General features: G+C 67.1%; 23 protein-coding genes. 15 read left to right on the forward strand and 8 right to left on the reverse strand.

Translation table 11 applies throughout. From position 1 onward, the window contains the following. Positions 1 to 66: 66 nt before the first annotated feature. Together A5736_RS21240 and A5736_RS21245 are read right to left on the reverse strand one after the other, a co-directional pair. The gene (locus tag A5736_RS21240) at positions 67 to 558 is read right to left on the reverse strand and encodes a pyridoxamine 5'-phosphate oxidase family protein (RefSeq protein WP_076248392.1); all 492 of its coding nucleotides are present in this window, start codon (positions 556 to 558) and stop codon (positions 67 to 69) included. 16 nt (positions 559 to 574) lie between these two features. After that, positions 575 to 1,453: an SDR family oxidoreductase gene (locus A5736_RS21245; protein ID WP_076248394.1), complete on the reverse strand. Its 879-nt coding sequence runs from the start codon at positions 1,451 to 1,453 to the stop codon at positions 575 to 577. A gap of 85 nt (positions 1,454 to 1,538) precedes the next feature. Between A5736_RS21245 and A5736_RS21250 the strand changes: the two genes are divergently transcribed. The 7 genes from A5736_RS21250 to A5736_RS21280 are packed head-to-tail and all read left to right on the forward strand — an operon-like array spanning position 1,539 to position 6,636. Further along, complete coding sequence (locus tag A5736_RS21250; protein WP_076248396.1) at positions 1,539 to 2,111, forward strand: TetR/AcrR family transcriptional regulator; 573 nt, start codon at positions 1,539 to 1,541, stop codon at positions 2,109 to 2,111. A gap of 32 nt (positions 2,112 to 2,143) precedes the next feature. Beyond that, complete coding sequence (locus tag A5736_RS21255) at positions 2,144 to 3,577, forward strand: FAD/NAD(P)-binding protein (protein ID WP_076248397.1); 1,434 nt, start codon at positions 2,144 to 2,146, stop codon at positions 3,575 to 3,577. A 32-nt stretch (positions 3,578 to 3,609) separates the two neighbouring features. After that, the gene (locus A5736_RS21260; RefSeq protein WP_076248399.1) at positions 3,610 to 4,149 is read left to right on the forward strand and encodes an RNA polymerase sigma factor; all 540 of its coding nucleotides are present in this window, start codon (positions 3,610 to 3,612) and stop codon (positions 4,147 to 4,149) included. Beyond that, positions 4,146 to 4,841 (forward strand): Rieske (2Fe-2S) protein, encoded by a 696-nt coding sequence (locus A5736_RS21265; protein ID WP_076126310.1) that lies wholly within the window; start codon positions 4,146 to 4,148, stop codon positions 4,839 to 4,841. Before A5736_RS21260 ends, A5736_RS21265 begins: the two co-directional genes overlap by 4 nt. A gap of 21 nt (positions 4,842 to 4,862) precedes the next feature. Beyond that, positions 4,863 to 5,330: a cupredoxin family copper-binding protein gene (locus tag A5736_RS21270; RefSeq protein WP_076248400.1), complete on the forward strand. Its 468-nt coding sequence runs from the start codon at positions 4,863 to 4,865 to the stop codon at positions 5,328 to 5,330. Then, positions 5,327 to 6,259 carry a metallophosphoesterase gene (locus tag A5736_RS21275; protein ID WP_076248402.1) on the forward strand — a complete coding sequence of 311 codons (933 nt, stop codon included), beginning with the start codon at positions 5,327 to 5,329 and terminating at the stop codon, positions 6,257 to 6,259. The genes A5736_RS21270 and A5736_RS21275 overlap by 4 nt, the downstream gene beginning before the upstream one ends. Further along, entirely contained in the window at positions 6,256 to 6,636 is a 381-nt protein-coding gene (locus A5736_RS21280) for a hypothetical protein (protein WP_076248404.1), read from the forward strand. The genes A5736_RS21275 and A5736_RS21280 overlap by 4 nt, the downstream gene beginning before the upstream one ends. Here A5736_RS21280 and A5736_RS21285 read toward each other — a convergent pair. From A5736_RS21285 to A5736_RS21305, 5 genes are read right to left on the reverse strand one after another with little or no spacing between them, the layout of a single operon-like run. Continuing rightward, positions 6,633 to 7,094 carry a lipoprotein LpqH gene (locus tag A5736_RS21285; RefSeq protein WP_254848428.1) on the reverse strand — a complete coding sequence of 154 codons (462 nt, stop codon included), beginning with the start codon at positions 7,092 to 7,094 and terminating at the stop codon, positions 6,633 to 6,635. The genes A5736_RS21280 and A5736_RS21285 overlap by 4 nt on opposite strands. Positions 7,095 to 7,152: 58 nt before the next feature. Continuing rightward, positions 7,153 to 7,761 carry a dTDP-4-dehydrorhamnose 3,5-epimerase gene (gene rfbC / locus A5736_RS21290; RefSeq protein WP_076248407.1) on the reverse strand — a complete coding sequence of 203 codons (609 nt, stop codon included), beginning with the start codon at positions 7,759 to 7,761 and terminating at the stop codon, positions 7,153 to 7,155. 1 nt (position 7,762) lies between these two features. Continuing rightward, positions 7,763 to 8,758 (reverse strand): dTDP-glucose 4,6-dehydratase, encoded by a 996-nt coding sequence (gene rfbB / locus A5736_RS21295; protein ID WP_076126322.1) that lies wholly within the window; start codon positions 8,756 to 8,758, stop codon positions 7,763 to 7,765. Between the two features lie 9 nt (positions 8,759 to 8,767). After that, entirely contained in the window at positions 8,768 to 9,628 is an 861-nt protein-coding gene (locus tag A5736_RS21300; protein WP_076248409.1) for an LLM class F420-dependent oxidoreductase, read from the reverse strand. A gap of 18 nt (positions 9,629 to 9,646) precedes the next feature. After that, positions 9,647 to 10,492, reverse strand: a complete 846-nt coding sequence (locus tag A5736_RS21305; protein ID WP_076248411.1) for an LLM class F420-dependent oxidoreductase — start codon at positions 10,490 to 10,492, stop codon at positions 9,647 to 9,649. 225 nt (positions 10,493 to 10,717) lie between these two features. Between A5736_RS21305 and infA the strand changes: the two genes are divergently transcribed. From infA to truA, 8 genes are all read left to right on the forward strand, one after another. Beyond that, entirely contained in the window at positions 10,718 to 10,939 is a 222-nt protein-coding gene (gene infA / locus A5736_RS21310; RefSeq protein WP_003418601.1) for a translation initiation factor IF-1, read from the forward strand. Positions 10,940 to 10,972: 33 nt separating this feature from the next. Continuing rightward, positions 10,973 to 11,086: a 50S ribosomal protein L36 gene (rpmJ, locus tag A5736_RS21315; protein ID WP_003879483.1), complete on the forward strand. Its 114-nt coding sequence runs from the start codon at positions 10,973 to 10,975 to the stop codon at positions 11,084 to 11,086. Positions 11,087 to 11,231: 145 nt separating this feature from the next. Beyond that, positions 11,232 to 11,606: a 30S ribosomal protein S13 gene (gene rpsM, locus A5736_RS21320; protein WP_076126328.1), complete on the forward strand. Its 375-nt coding sequence runs from the start codon at positions 11,232 to 11,234 to the stop codon at positions 11,604 to 11,606. 3 nt (positions 11,607 to 11,609) lie between these two features. Continuing rightward, a complete protein-coding gene (gene rpsK / locus A5736_RS21325) occupies positions 11,610 to 12,029 on the forward strand; it encodes a 30S ribosomal protein S11 (RefSeq protein ID WP_076126330.1) in 420 nt (139 codons plus the stop codon). A gap of 15 nt (positions 12,030 to 12,044) precedes the next feature. After that, positions 12,045 to 12,650, forward strand: a complete 606-nt coding sequence (gene rpsD, locus A5736_RS21330; RefSeq protein WP_076061623.1) for a 30S ribosomal protein S4 — start codon at positions 12,045 to 12,047, stop codon at positions 12,648 to 12,650. 80 nt (positions 12,651 to 12,730) lie between these two features. Continuing rightward, positions 12,731 to 13,774 carry a DNA-directed RNA polymerase subunit alpha gene (locus A5736_RS21335; protein ID WP_076126332.1) on the forward strand — a complete coding sequence of 348 codons (1,044 nt, stop codon included), beginning with the start codon at positions 12,731 to 12,733 and terminating at the stop codon, positions 13,772 to 13,774. 32 nt (positions 13,775 to 13,806) lie between these two features. Further along, on the forward strand, positions 13,807 to 14,397 hold the full coding sequence (gene rplQ, locus A5736_RS21340; RefSeq protein WP_076248412.1) for a 50S ribosomal protein L17: 591 nt from the start codon (positions 13,807 to 13,809) through the stop codon (positions 14,395 to 14,397). Continuing rightward, positions 14,369 to 15,259, forward strand: a complete 891-nt coding sequence (gene truA / locus A5736_RS21345) for a tRNA pseudouridine(38-40) synthase TruA (RefSeq protein ID WP_076248414.1) — start codon at positions 14,369 to 14,371, stop codon at positions 15,257 to 15,259. Before rplQ ends, truA begins: the two co-directional genes overlap by 29 nt. Here truA and A5736_RS21350 read toward each other — a convergent pair. Then, a complete protein-coding gene (locus tag A5736_RS21350) occupies positions 15,256 to 15,837 on the reverse strand; it encodes a cutinase family protein (protein ID WP_076126338.1) in 582 nt (193 codons plus the stop codon). The two genes, truA and A5736_RS21350, sit on opposite strands and share 4 nt — an antisense overlap. Positions 15,838 to 15,849: the final 12 nt, after the last annotated feature.

Genomic DNA, 15,849 nt, shown 5'->3' on the forward strand with positions numbered 1-15,849 from the left:
TCGAGTCGTCGTTACGCAGCGAATACTTGGATATCCTAGTAACTTGGCTCGGGCGTAGCAAGGCGCTCAGTGCTTGCGCACGACGCGCTCGGCTTCGCCGTCCTTCCAGATCGTGATGTCCAGGTGGCCATCGGTCACCTCGACCGCGGACCCACCGATCAGGTCGGCCCGATAAAGGTGATCGAAATCCTGCCCTCGAATGTCGAAGCCGGTCTGTTCGTAGAGCGCTTCGGCGTACCGCTGATGCAAGTCCTTGTCCTGGACGTCCTCAACAACGCCGAACAGCTTTGCGTCGCCGTCCTTGACCTCGGTGTCGACGGTGGCGGTGTGCAGGCAGAAGCGCGGATCGCGCGACAGGTCATGGAATTTCGTCGTCCCCGGCATCCCGGCGATCCAGAGCCGATCTTCGAAGAACCTCGGCTCGATGGGGCTGATCCGGGGAAACCCGTCCGAGCGAAGCGTGCCCAACATGCAGAGGTTGCCGGTCGCGGCGTGGCGGCGGAGGAATATGGTCGCGATTCGCGGGGCTGCTGCCGTGAACTCTCTCCAGCTGATCATGGTCGCGACCGTAGCCTCAGAGGGGGTAGTTCCCCGCCTCCAGGTCCTCGAGCAGGCTCGGATGGGTGGGCCGCCAGCCGAATCTGTCCCGGGTCAACTCGCTCGAGGACGGCTGATCACGGGCGAATATGGCGCCGAGGAACCCGAAATGCTCGGCGGGCACCGAGGCCGCGGGGAGATCGAGCTGGCGCCCGATGGCCTCGGCGAGCGCGCGCATAGGGTCGCCCTCGTCGCCGACGGCGTGCGCCACCGTCCCGGGCGTCGCCTCCTCGAGGACCAGGCGGAAGAGCCGGGCCGCGTCGAGAACGTGCACAGCCGGCCAGCGCTGGGCGCCGTCGCCGACGTATCCGGAGACCCCGGTCCGTCGGGCCGCCTCGACGAGCAGGGAGGCGAACCCGCAGGGGCCGCCCGCCCGGTGGACCGAGCGGGGGAGGCGGACCACCGCCGAGCGGACTCCTTGGGCCGCCAGTTCCAGTGCGGCGTGGGCGTTTCGGCCGCGCCCGCCGATTAGCCCCTCGGTCGGCGCGGGGTCCCGCTCGGTGGAGGCGCGGCCGGCGATGGGGGGCGTGCCCGAGGCCATGACGAACGGCTTGCCGCTCCCCGCGAGGGCCGCGCCGAAGGTCTCGACGGCGACCGCCTCCTGCGCGACGGCCCTATCGAAATCGTCGAAGTGGAGGAAGGCGAGGTGGACGACCCCGTCGGCGTCCTTGGCGCCGGCGCGCAGGCTCTCGGGGTCGTCGAGGTCGCCGTGCAGCACGTCGGCCCCCATGGCTTTGGCGGCCTGGGCCGACGCGTCGGAGCGGGCCAGCGCCAGAACCTCGTGGCCCGCGCGGATGAGCTCGGGAACGACGGCCGAGCCGACCCCGCCGGTGGCGCCCGTGACGAAAACTCGCATGACACACTCCTCAAAGTGATGGGACCGATGTCCCATCACACTACCATCGTGATGGGACAAAAGTCTCATCACCTACCATGACGGCATGCCCCGATGGGAACCCGATGCGCGTGCGCGGCTGGTCGAGGCGGCGCTGCACCTCTTCTCCGAGCGGGGCTACGACCGAACCACCGTCGCCGAGATCGCCGATCGGGCCGGCCTGACGAAAAGCACCTTCTTCCGGTATTTCCCCGATAAGCGCGAGGTGCTGGCGGCCGGGCAGGAGACGTTGTCCCAACTCCTGACCGAGGGCATCGCCTCGGCGCCCGCGGACGCCACCCCGCTCGTCGCGGTCGCCGCCGGGCTGGAGCGCGCGGCCGGGGCGATGACCCCGCTCAATCGCGAGCTTGCTCCCCAGGTGAAGGCCGTCATTGCCACCAGCACCGAACTTCAGGAGCGCGATGCGCTCAAACAGGTCGGCCTCGCTGCGGCCATGGTGCAGGCGCTGCGAGCGCGGGGCGTGCCGGAACGGGCGGCCGCCCTGGCTGCCGAGCTGGGCGCGTTGGCTTTCAAAGAGGCGTTCGCCGAATGGATTACGGCAAACGGCGACCAGAGCCTGGCTGAACTCGCACTCAAGGCCTTGGACGAGCTGCGCACCGCGGCCGCCGAAATCCGCTGAAGCGAGCCCGGGCCGACTAGCCTTTACCCCGTATGCACACCATCGAGGCCGACTACCTCGTCGTCGGGGCCGGCGCCATGGGCATGGCGTTCATCGACACGCTGATCTCTGAGACAGAGGCACGCGTGGTGGTGGTCGATCGCTACCACCAGCCGGGCGGGCATTGGACTACGGCCTACCCGTTCGTGCGGCTGCATCAGCCCTCCGCGTTCTACGGCGTTAACTCGTTGCGCCTCGGCAGCGACACCATCGACCAAGTCGGCTGGAACAAAGGGCTCTACGAGCTCGCGACGGCCGGGGAAGTCTGCGCCTACTACGACCACGTGATGCGTCAGCGGCTCTTGCCGACGGGCCGGGTCAGCTACTTCCCGATGAGCGAATACGTCGGCCTGCATGACGGTGAGGGCCGCTTTGTCACGATGGCGGGGACCGACTACACCGTCAACGTGGCGCGGCGCGTCGTCGATGCCACCTACATGCGCGTCATGGTTCCCTCGATGCGCCCGCCCCCATACCAGGTCGCGCCCGGTGTCGAATGCATCGCGCCCAACGGCTTGCCGCGGCGCCGGGCCCGCGAGCGCTACGTCGTCGTCGGGGCCGGCAAGACCGGAATCGACACCTGCCTATGGCTGCTGGGCCAGGGCATCGCGCCGGACCGGCTGACGTGGATCATGCCGCGCGATTCGTGGCTATTGGATCGCGCGACGATCCAGCCCGGCTCGTTGCTCGCCGATCAGATCAAGGCCGCCTTCACCGCGCAACTGCGGGCCGTCCGCGACGCCGAGTCCGTCGAGGACCTGTTCGCGCGTCTCGAGGACGCCGGCGCGCTGCTGCGGATCGATCCCGCGGTTCGCCCCACCATGTACCGCTGCGCGACCGTCACCCGGCTCGAACTCGAGCAGCTGCGGCGCATCTCCGACATCGTGCGGATGGGCCACGTGCTGCGTATCGACGCCGACGAAATGGTCCTCGACGACGGATCGGTCGCGATGGACGGCCGTGCGCTGTACATCGACTGCAGCGCTGACGGGGCCGAAAAACGGCCCGCCACACCCATTTTCGATACCGGCCGCATCACGCTACAAAGCGTGCGCGGGTGCCAACAAATATTCAGCGCCGCACTGGTCGGCCACGTCGAGACCGCTTACCCCGATGACGCCGTGAAAAACCGGCTGTGCGTGCCACTGCCGCATCCGGACACCGACCTCGACTGGCTGCGCATCGCCTTGGCCGACTACGGAAACCAGCTGCGCTGGATGGAGGACCCGGACCTGACCGCGTGGCTCGCCGGCGCGCGCCTGGACCTTTTCGGTCACCTGATGGGCCACCTCCTGGCGCCGGCGTCGGCGAAGCCCCGAGTGCAGGACCGGATACTGGGCATGGCCAAGTCGGCGCTGTCCGCCACCGCCACCAAACTCGACCAGCTGATGGTCCAGGAAGCCTCGCTCAGCGCGCCGTCGGTGTAACCCGAGCTGATATTGGTCGGTAAAGGAGGCACGTGGCGGCGCAAAACGAACCCGTCGGCCCGCGACCATTGCGCGCGGTGCCGGACGATGGCTATACCGACTGGAACGCGGTGTATCAGGACAACGCGGCCTGGGTGTACCGGACGCTGTTTGCTCGCGTCGGCAACCGGGCCGATGCCGAAGACCTCACCGCCGAGGTCTTCCTTGCCGCGCTGCGGCCGCTGCGCCTGACCGCGAGCGTCGGCGAGGTGCGCGCGTACCTGCGGGCGACGGCCCGAACGGTGCTGGCCGCGCATTGGCGCGAGACCATGGGCCGCGAAATCACCGCGATCGAGGACATCGAACAACCGCCCGAGAGCGAGGAAGCGATCAGCACCGCACCCCAGCGCGTCGCGCAGGTGCTCGACAATCTGCCGGACCGCTACCGCCGAATTTTGGAACTGCGTTTCCTGCAAGGCAATTCGATCAAGGAGTCCGCGACCGAACTTGGGATCAGCGTCGCCAACGCCAAAGTTCTCCAACACCGCGCTCTGCGACTGGCAGCGCAAGTCAACGATGGGGGCCAGCCATGAACGCGCGCGGACTACGCCGCTACGTCGACGACCTGCTGCGGGGCCGCCGGCCAAAGCCGTTCGCGCCGGACGACTTCGAGGCGGCGCAGATCCGCACGGCGATCGAATTGCGGGCGGCCCGCCAGGGTTCCGAGGTTGACGACGCTCCCCGCCCCGAATTCCTGGCCGACCTGCACGGTCGCCTCGCGGAGCAGATGTCCGGCACGCCGCCGGCCGCCGCGCCGAAGGCCAACACCACGCGCCGGCAGGTCATCGTCGGCACCTCGGCGGCCGCCGCGGCCGCCGCGGCCGCCGTCTCCATCGATCGGGCGGTGACGGGCGGCCCCGCCGAAGCCCCCGCCGTCGCGGGCCAACTCACGCCCAACGACGGAAGCTGGCAGCGGGTCGCGGCCAGCTCGGACGTGCCGGACGGGCGCATGCATCCCTTCGATCTGGGCTCAGTCAGCGGATTCGTTCGCCGTGTCGACGGCAAACTCGAGGCCATCTCCGGGGTGTGCACGCATCAGGGGTGCCGGCTGTGGTTCGACGCGCCCGACGACCGGCTGCGCTGTCCCTGCCACACCACGTCGTTCTCGCCCACCGGGCAGGTGCTCACCCACCAGCTTCCGATCGCACCAAAGCCGTTGCCCACGCTGATGGTTCGCGAGGTCAACGGGGTGATCGAGGTATTCGCTCCGGCACGACCCGTGTAACCCGCTGCCCTATCTCTTGGCATGGATATCCCCATACTTCGAAAACAAGTGGTCGCGGCGGTCGCCGCCGGTGTGGTGCTGGCCGGATGCTCGTCTTCGCCGCGGGCAGCCCAACCGTCGGTCACCTTCGGCTCCGGTGCGAGCGCCACCCCCGGGATGCCGGGAATGAGCGGGATGCCGCCGGCCTCGGCCGCACCGACGGGCTCGGCGTCGGCAACCGGATCGCCGGCGGCGGCCGCGGGTGACGAGGTCAGCATCGACAACTTCGCCTTCGCGCCGGCGACGCTGACCGTCAAGGCGGGCAGCACTGTCACCTGGACCAACCGCGACGAAGAACCGCACACGGTGGCCGCCAGCGACGGTTCGTTTCACTCGCCGGGGATGGGGACGGGCGCCACCTTCAGCCACACCTTTCCGACCGCCGGAAAGTTCGACTACGTCTGCTCGATCCACCCGATGATGCACGGCACCGTGGTGGTGACGGAATGACCAAGCAAGACCCGAACACCATGACTCGCCGCCAGCTCATCCGGCACTCCGCGTGGTTCGGCGCGGCGGTCGGATTCGCCGTCGTTGGCGGCGAGGTGATCTCGCATGTCGCGGGTACGGCTTCGGCCTCGCACGCTCAAGCCCGGCCCACCCTGCGGTTCGCCCAAGTCAGCGACAGCCACATCGGTTTCTCCGGTCCGCCCAACCCGGACGTCACCGGCACGTTCGGCCATGCGATCGATCAGATCAACAGCCTCGGCTACACACCGGATTTCGTCATTCACACCGGCGACCTCACCCACCTGTCGACTCCCGACCAGTTCGACCAGGTGAAGCAGATGCTGGGCAAGCTGCAGACTCCGCACGTGTTCACGGTGCCGGGCGAACACGATTCGGTCGACGACGCGGGTCAGAAGTACCGGAGCGCCTTCGGTGCGGGAACCCGCGGCGACGGCTGGTACAGCTTCGACATCGCCGGCGTGCACGTGATCGCCCTAGTGAACACCTTGAACCTGAAGAAGCTCGGGCATTTGGGCACCGATCAGCTCGAGTTCGTCGAGAAGGACGTCGCGGGGCTGTCGAACGACACGCCCATCATCGTTTTCAGTCATATCCCGCTGTTCGCGATGTACCCGGATTGGGGCTGGGGCACCGACGATGCCACCCAGGCGCTGAGCTATCTGGGGCGCTTCTCGTCGGTGACGTGCCTCAACGGCCATGTGCACCAACTGTTTTCCAAGACGGAAGGCAACGTGACCTTCTACAGCGGGACGACGACGGCCTATCCGCTGCCGCATCCCGGGGATGGGCCCGCGCCCAAGCCGGTCACGCTGCCGGCCGGCAGGCTGCACGACGCCCTGGGCATTCGCGAGGTCAACTACACCAAGGGGCGGACCGCCCTGGCGCTGAAAGAGGCTAAGCTGCAATGACATTCCTGCTTCGGATCGGTCTGGCCCTGTCCCTGGCCGTCAGCGCCACCAGCCATGCCTACCTTTATATCCACGGGTATCAACACATTCCGATGATCGGCACCGCCTTTCTGGTCCAGGCCAGCGCCTTGTTCGCCCTGGCTCTGCTGATCAGCATCGGCGGTCCGCCATGGCTGCAATGGGTCGCCGCCGCGGTGGCCGGCGGGTCGCTGGTGGCGTTCGCCCTCTCGAGGACCGTCGGGCTGTTCGGCTTTTCCGAACGCGGCTGGGACCCAGCTCCCCATGCCGTCATCAGCGTGGCGGCCGAACTGCTGACGGTGCTGCTGTGGGCGGGAACCCTGGTGAGGTGGCGTCGGCTTAAGGCCGTTCAGCCTTAGGGGCAGGTGGCGTCGATCGTGAAGGCCTTACTGACCTGCAGGCCGACGTTGTTCACACCGGTGGCAGTACCGGTGATGTGATAGCTGTTGCCGTTCTTGGTGGCGCCGGCGCTGTTACCGGGCGCGCCCTCGGTGAAGCTCAGCACCACGTCGTTGATCGACCCGAGTCCGACGTCGTGGACCACCGATGCGTCGGGCTCCAGCCCGACGATCACGCCGGTGACCGCCTCGCCGATCGCGATGGAGAACTTGCCGTTGCTCGTCGCGCACACCACCGGGCCGCTGACATTCAGGGGCTCACCGCCCACGCTGACCTTCGCTTCCCCCGGCGCCGTCGCGACCGTGCTGCTCGCGGGGGCGGCGCTGGAGCTTGTGTTGGACGGCGCCGCCGAGGTGGACGACGGGCCGGAGGCCTTCTTGCCGCCGGAACAGCCGGCCGCGCCGGCAACGATCGTCACGGCTGCAACGGCGACTGACAACTGACGCTTCACACAAGCAGTATGTATCGCCGTTCGATTATTTGCTCGGCAAGCTGGCGATGAATCGCTGCGTGTCCTGCCAGGCGGGCAGGACACCGGATTTGCGCACTTCATCGAAGCTGGGGGCCGCCGCGTCGCGATCCGACAAGCTTGGTGCGGCACCGCCGACCAAAGGCCAGTCGATTGCCAGCTCCGGATCCGTCGCACAGATCGTGTGCTCGCGTTGCGGGTTGTATTCCGACGAGCACAAGTACATCACCGTCGAATTGTCTTGCAGCGCAAGGAATCCGTGGGCGAGGCCTTCGGAGATATAGATCGTCCTGCGGTCGGAGTCGTTGAGCAGCACGGAATCCCATCGGCCGAATGTCGGTGAGCCCAAACGGATATCGACGACGACGTCGAATACGGAGCCCGCCACGCAGGTGACGTACTTGGCTTGGCTCGGTGGCAGCTCGGCGAAGTGCAGGCCGCGCAACACTCCGGCGGCAGAAACCGAGCAGTTGGCTTGCCGGACGTCCAACGAATGACCGGCGAAGGCGCTGAACCCGCGATCGGTGAGCCATTCGAAGAACAGGCCACGCGAGTCGCCGTGGATCTCGGGAGTGATTTCCCAGGCGCCGGGGATGTCGAGCTCGCGAACCTTCATCTCACTGACCGCGCGCTTCGTAGCGGGCCTCGGCATCGTCCTTCAGCGGACGCCACCAGGATTCGTTGTTCCGGTACCAGTCAATGGTGGACCGGAGACCCTCGTCGAAGTCGGTGTGCTTTGGCGCCCAATACAATTCGTCGCACAACGCCGATGAGTCGATGGCGTATCGGAGGTCATGACCAATGCGGTCGGGGACAGTGTCGAAGTCGTCGGGGTCGCGGCCCAGCATCTGCAGCAGCGTGCGCAGCACCGTCAGGTTGTCGCGCTCGCCGTCGGCGCTGATCAGATAGGTCCGGCCGATCTCGCCCTTCTCCAGGATCCGCCAGACCGCGCTGTTGTGATCGTCGACGTGGATCCAGTCGCGAATGTTGGCACCGCTGCCGTACAACTTGGGTCGCCGGCCGGTGAGGACGTTGGTGATCTGACGCGGGATGAATTTCTCGACGTGCTGATACGGCCCATAGTTGTTGGAACAGTTGGAGATTGTCGCGCGCACCCCATACGACCGCACCCAGGCCCGGACCAGCATGTCGGCGGCGGCCTTGGTCGCCGAGTACGGGCTGGACGGGTTGTAGGGCGTCGACTCGGTGAACCGCTGCGGGTCGTCGAGCGCCAGGTCGCCGTAGACCTCATCGGTCGAGACGTGGTGCAGCCGCACACCGTAGCGCCGCACCGCTTCCAGGATGGTGTACGTCCCGATCACATTGGTGTGCAGAAACGGCTCCGGGTCGTACAGCGCGTTGTCGACGTGGCTTTCGGCCGCAAGATGCACGACCGCGTCGGACTCGCCGACCAGCGTGGAAACCAGCGCGCCGTCGGTGATATCGCCCTCCACCAGCCTGATCGCATCGCCCAGATCCGCCAGCGACTCGCGTCGCCCGGCGTAGGTCATGGCGTCGAGCACCGTCACCGCGACATCGGGACGCTCGCGGACGGTGCTGTGCACGAAATTGGTGCCGATGAAACCGGCACCCCCGGTGACCAATAGCCGCATGGTCAAACCCTAACGGGTGAGGCCCAGCGGTCCCGCCAGTTCTCCCAGGACGCGCACCACTTCGTCGTCGGGCGTCGCGTCGAGCGGCTGGACCGCGACGTGGTCTGCGCCGGCATCCAGGTGTTCGGTGAGGCGTTGCGCGATGGCCTCCGGGGTGCCGTAGGCCACCACCGCGTCGATCAGCTTGTCGCTGCCCGGCTTGCGCACGTCGTCGTGGGTGAATCCCGACCGCAGCCAGTTGTTCACGTAGTTGCTGAGGTCCAGGTAGAAGTTCGCATACCGGCGACCGATGGCGCGGGCTTCGGAGGCATCGGTGCTGAGCACGACCTTGTGTTCGGGCGCCAGGAACACCGAGCTTCCGACGAGTTCGCGCGCCTTGGCCGTGTGTTGGGGTGTGGTGAGGTACGGGTGCGCGCCGGCGCTGCGTTCGGCCGCCAACTGCAACACCCGCGGGCCGAGCGCCGCCAGCACTCGCCGGCTGGTCGGCACCATCGCCGCGTCGAGTTCGTCGAGGTAACCGACCAACGCGTCGTAGGGCCTGACGTACTCCTCGGTGTGCTCGCGGTGGCCCACCCCGATGCCGAGCAAAAACCTTCCGGGATAGGCGCTTTCGATGCGTTCGTAAGACCGCGCGACCGGCGTGGCCGGCGCGGACCAGATGTTGACGATCCCGGTGGCCAGTTGTAGCGAGTCGGTTGCGGCGAGGGCAGGTTCGACCCAGGCCAGGTCGGCGTCCGGTGATCCGCCAATCCACACCGCGCCATAGCCCAGCGATTCGATTCGGCTGGCCAGCTGCGGCGTGATGGACCGTGATCCCAGCCATACGCCGAACCGTCCCAGGTCGGGTTTCAGTGCTGCTCCCCCGGTCATTTAGGTCCCCCTGGTGTGCTAGGTCAGCCCGAGCGGTCCCGCGAGCTCGGCCAGCGCCGAAACCAGGTTTTCATCTTTGGTCAGGACCTGCACGGGCACGTGGTCGGCCCCGGCGTCGAGGTGCTCCTTCAGCCGAGCCGCGATCTGGTCCACCGTGCCATAGGCCACCACCGCGTCCACCAGGCGGTCACTGCCCGGCCGGGTGACCTCGTCGTCGGAGTAGCCCAGCCGTTTCCAGCTGTTGCGGTAGTTGGCCAGGTTGAAATAGATGTCGAGCGCCTTGCGGCCGACCGCGCGTGCCTTGTCCGCGTCGGTGGTCAGCACCACCTTGTGTTCGGGCGCCAAGAACGCCGACGGGCCGATCAGTTCACGCGCCCGCGCGGTGTGCTCGGGGGTGGTGAGGTAGGGATGCGCTCCCGCGCTGCGCTCCGCCGAAAGCTTCAGCACCCGCGGTCCGAGCGCGGCCACGACCCGGCGGTGTGCGGGCACGCCGTGCTCGTCGAGCTTGTCCAGGTACTCCGCCAGCGCGTCATACGGCTTGCGGTATTCGGTGTGGGCCTCGGGATGGCCGACGCCGATGCCGAGGAGGAAGCGGCCCGGGTAGGCCTTGTCGATCCGGTGGAACGATTCGGCGACCGGCGCGGCGGGCGCCGTCCAGATGTTGACGATCCCGGTGGCCACCTGCAGCGTGGTCGTGGCCTCGAGGAGGGGTTCTACCCAGGCCAGCTCGGCGGGAGGTGAACCGCCCACCCAGACCGCCCCGTATCCCAGGGCTTCGATCTCCTTGGCTTGCTGGGGAGTGACGCCGCGCCCGAACGATCCGAACCGGCCGAGATTGGGCTTGCTAGCTGCAGAATCAGTCATGGTGGCTGCAACCGGCGGTGTGCGGGCGCTATTCCGCGGAGGGATTTTGGCCGGGGCCGAATAACCAGGTATCCTGGACCAACGGTGCGTCATCGCGCCGGCTTTTGCGTGCCCAGTCCCTAGGAACTTTCCTGTCACCGGCTCACGTTTCAAGTCGGTGTGAATGCTGCGCCGATGTGGGCGCAGATGAAACGAAACTAAACGACGAGGATTTGACGAGAGGTTATGGCCAAGAAGGACGGCGCCATAGAGGTCGAGGGTCGCGTGGTCGAGCCCCTGCCCAATGCGATGTTCCGCATTGAGCTGGAGAACGGTCACAAGGTGCTCGCCCATATCAGCGGCAAGATGCGGCAGCACTACATCCGCATCCTGCCCGAGGACCGGGTGGTGGTGGAGTTGTCTCCCTACGACCTGTCCCGGGGCCGCATCGTGTACCGATACAAGTAACCCACCAATAGACGAGAACAGGATCGAAAAGCCGTGAAGGTCAACCCCAGCGTGAAGCCGATTTGCGACAAGTGCAGGGTGATCCGTCGGCATGGGCGGGTCATGGTGATCTGCTCAGATCCGCGCCACAAGCAGCGACAGGGCTAGGCCCACCCGACAACTAAATGATGACCTCCCAGCACCAATAGGCGGATACGCCGCCTACCTACGCCCGGACGGAGGCCGGGCCCCGATCAAGATCGGGAACGGACTGGGACAAGACCTCCGCATGAGATAAGAGGAAACGCCACCTATGGCTCGACTAGTAGGCGTCGATCTACCGCGGGACAAGCGGATGGAGATCGCGCTGACCTACATCTTCGGCATCGGCCGTACCCGTGCCAACGAAATTTTGGCCGCCACCGGCATCGACAAGGATCTGCGGACCAAGGATCTGACCGATGACCAGGTGACCCACCTGCGTGACTACATCGAAGCCAACTTGAAGGTGGAGGGCGATCTGCGCCGCGAGGTGCAGGGCGACATCCGCCGCAAGATCGAGATCGGCTGCTACCAGGGCCTGCGGCATCGCCGCGGCATGCCGGTGCGCGGCCAGCGGACCAAGACCAACGCGCGGACCCGCAAGGGACCCAAGCGCACCATCGCAGGCAAGAAGAAGGCCAGGTAACCGATGCCACCGAAGAAGGCAAGTGGTGCCGCGGCGCCCAAGAAGGGTCAAAAGACCCGCAGACGGGAAAAGAAGAACGTCCCGCACGGCGCCGCGCACATCAAAAGCACGTTCAACAACACGATCGTGACGATCACCGACCCGCAGGGCAACGTCATCGCCTGGGCGTCGTCGGGCCATGTCGGCTTCAAGGGTTCGCGGAAATCGACACCGTTCGCCGCGCAGCTGGCCGCCGAGAACGCCGCCCGCAAGGCTCAGGAGCACGGCGTGAAGAAGGTCGACGTGTTCGTGAAGGGCCCCGGCTCGGGCCGGGAGACCGCGATCCGCTCGCTGCAGGCCGCGGGCCTGGAGGTCGGCGCGATCTCTGACGTCACGCCCCAGCCGCACAACGGCGTCCGCCCGCCGAAGCGACGCAGGGTCTAGGAGGAGAAACAACCGATGGCTCGTTACACCGGACCCGTCACCCGCAAGTCGCGCCGGTTCCGCACCGACCTCGTCGGCGGCGACCAGGCGTTCGAGAAGCGTCCCTACCCGCCCGGCCAGCACGGCCGCGCGCGGATCAAGGAGAGCGAATACCTGCTGCAGCTGCAGGAGAAGCAGAAGGCCCGCTTCACCTACGGCGTCATGGAAAAGCAGTTCCGCCGCTACTACGAGGAGGCCGCGGGCCGTCCCGGCAAGACCGGTGACGAGCTGCTGCAGATCCTGGAGAGCCGGCTGGACAACGTGATCTACCGCGCGGGCATCGCGCGCACCCGGCGGATGGCCCGTCAGCTGGTCACGCACGGCCACTTCACGGTCAACGGCGTGCGCGTCGACGTCCCCAGCTATCGGGTGTCGCAGTACGACATCATCGACGTGCGCGACAAGTCGGTGAACTCGGTGCCGTTCCAGATCGCGCGGGAGACCGCCGGCGAGCGCCCGATCCCGAGCTGGCTGCAGGTCGTGGGGGAGCGCCAGCGCATCCTGATCCACCAATTGCCCGAGCGTGCGCAGATCGAGGTGCCGCTCACCGAGCAGCTGATCGTCGAGTACTACTCGAAGTAACAAGACCCCCCGCGCCGACCGGTGCGGGACACCTGAGCGGCATCAAATAGCGGGTGCCGAGAAGGAGAAGAAGAAACACCATGCTGATCTCACAGCGACCCACACTGTCGGAGGAGATCCTCACCGACAACCGGTCCCAGTTCGTCATCGAACCGCTGGAGCCGGGATTCGGTTACACGCTGGGCAATTCGCTGCGGCGGACCCTGCTGTCGTCCATCCCCGGTGCGGCGGTCACCAGCATCCGCATCGACGGCGTGCTGCACGAGTTCACCACCGTGCCCGGCGTCAAGGAAGACGTCACCGCCATCATCCTGAATCTCAAGGGCCTCGTCGTGTCCTCGGAGGAGGACGAGCCGGTCACCATGTACTTGCGCAAGCAGGGTCCGGGTGCGGTCACCGCGGGTGACATCGTGCCGCCCGCCGGTGTCACGGTGCACAACCCGGGCATGCACATCGCGACGCTGAACGACAAGGGCAAGCTCGAGGTCGAGCTAGTGGTCGAGCGCGGCCGCGGCTACGTCCCGGCGGTGCAGAACCGGGCGTCCGGCGCCGAAATCGGCCGTATTCCAGTCGATTCCATCTACTCGCCGGTGCTCAAGGTCACCTACAAGGTCGACGCCACCCGCGTCGAGCAGCGCACCGACTTCGACAAGCTGATCCTGGACGTGGAGACCAAGAGTTCGATCACCCCCCGCGACGCGCTGGCGTCGGCGGGTAAGACCCTGGTCGAATTGTTCGGTCTGGCACGCGAACTCAACGTCGAGGCCGAGGGCATCGAGATCGGGCCGTCGCCGGCCGAGGCCGACCACATCGCGTCGTTCGCGCTGCCGATCGACGACCTGGACCTGACCGTGCGGTCGTACAACTGCCTCAAGCGCGAGGGTGTGCACACCGTCGGCGAGCTGGTCTCGCGCACCGAGTCCGACCTGCTCGACATCCGCAACTTCGGCCAGAAGTCCATCGATGAAGTGAAGGTCAAGCTGCACCAGCTGGGTCTGTCGCTCAAGGACAGCCCGCCGAGCTTCGACCCGTCGGAGGTTGCGGGTTACGACGTCGCGACCGGCACCTGGTCCACCGAGGGCGCCTACGACGACCAGGACTACGCGGAAACCGAACAGCTCTAAAGGCCAGAATCATCTAGACAGGAGCGACAGCAATGCCCAAGCCCACCAAGGGCCCTCGCCTCGGCGGGTCGTCTTCGCACCAGAAGGCCCTTCTGGCCAACCTGGCCACGTCGCTGTTCGAGCACGGTCGGATCAAGACGACCGAGCCGAAGGCCCGTGCGCTGCGGCCGTATGCGGAGAAGCTGATCACGCACGCGAAAAAGGGCACGCTGCACAACCGTCGAGAGGTTCTCAAGAAGATCCGCGACAAGGACATCGTGCACGCGTTGTTCGAGGAGATCGGGCCGTTCTACAGCGACCGCAACGGTGGCTACACCCGCATCATCAAGGTCGAGGCGCGAAAGGGTGACAACGCCCCGATGGCCGTGATCGAGCTGGTGCGGGAGAAGACGGTGACGTCGGAGGCCGACCGCGCGCGCCGGGTTAAAGCCTCGAAGAAGGCTGACGCTCCTGTCGCGGCTGCTGCGGCGCCGCAGGCCGCCGTCGAGCCCGAGGCCGCGGAGGGTCCGACGGCCGAGGAGGTCGAGGCCGAGACGGCTGAAGAAGTCGAGGCCGAGACGGCCGAGCCCGAAGAGGCCAAGGCTGAGGCCACCGATGAAGGCGACGGAGCCAGCGACAGTTAGCGAGGACGTCCGTCTGCGGCTCGATATCGCCTACGACGGAACGGATTTCGCGGGCTGGGCAACCCAGGCCGGGCAGCGAACCGTCGCCGGCGTTCTCGACGAGGCGCTGACGACGGTTTTCCGCACCCCGGTGCGGCTCCGCGCCGCCGGGCGCACCGACACCGGCGTGCACGCCACCGGGCAGGTGGCACACGTCGACGTCCCGGACGACGCGCTGCCGAACGCCTACCCGCGCGCACGCCCCCGCAAGCGGGAGGTACCCCCACACACAGGCGAGCCCGAGTTTTTGCCGCTGCTGCGGCGCCTGGGCCGGTTCCTGCCCACCGACGTCCGGGTCATCCGGATCGCCCGCGCCCCAGCGGGTTTCGACGCCCGCTTCTCGGCGCTGCGCCGCCATTACGCCTACCGGTTGTCCACGGCGCCCTACGGCGTGGAGCCGCAGCAGGCGCGCTACGTCACCGCGTGGCCACGCGCACTCGACCTGGACGCGATGAGCGCCGCGTCACGAGACCTGTTGGGGCTGCACGACTTTGCGGCGTTCTGCCGTCAGCGCGACGGCGCCACCACGATCCGGGATCTGCAGCGGTTGGACTGGTCGCGCGACGGCGAGCTGATCACCGCGCACGTGACCGCCGACGCGTTCTGCTGGTCGATGGTGCGCTCACTGATCGGGGCGCTGCTGGCCGTCGGCGAGCATCGGCGTCCGGTCACCTGGTGTCGCGACCTGCTCACCGCGACGGACCGGTCCAGCGACTTCGCGGCCGCGCCCCCGCACGGTTTGACGCTGATCGGCGTGGACTACCCGCCCGATGGCGAGCTCGCGTCGCGGATCCTTATCACCCGCGATCTGCGCACGCGCTAGAGCCGGGCGGCGGCGAAGCTGGCGGCCTGATCCACCAGTCCGGAGTTGAGATACGACGGCTGCAGATGCGACGGCCAATTCATGCCATTACGACAGATCGGGTCCCCCTGTGCGCACTGGTCGATCGTCTTACCCGCAAAGGCGGGGGCGACCTGCCGGGTGCCATTACCGAACAACGCGACCGCCGCGACGTGCTGATCCGCCCCCGGCGGAATACGGCCCCAGGTCGCGAGATCAACCACCTCGGCGCCCAGGGAATAGCCGCCGAGCACCTCGCGGGTGTTCGGGCACTGCTTGGCCATGGCCTGAACGTGGGCGCTGATGTCGTTGGCGCCGGCGTCGACGCTGATGTTTGCGGGATAGTTGACCCCATATGCTCCGACCGGCATAGCCGTCTTGCCGCGCAGCGAATTGAGGAACGCGTCGCCGATGGCGCCGAGCCCGGGTGGCTCCTCCCGGCCCCGGGCGAACACCACTTCGGCGCCCGGGCACGCCGCCGATGCAATCGGCGCCGTGGCGGGGGCAATCACCAATGCCGCGGCGAGCAATGTCGCGGCCGCGAAACCGCGCAGCCTCATGGGCCGATATAT

The organism is Mycobacterium sp. SP-6446 (assembly GCF_001954045.1).
Taxonomy (GTDB): domain Bacteria; phylum Actinomycetota; class Actinomycetes; order Mycobacteriales; family Mycobacteriaceae; genus Mycobacterium.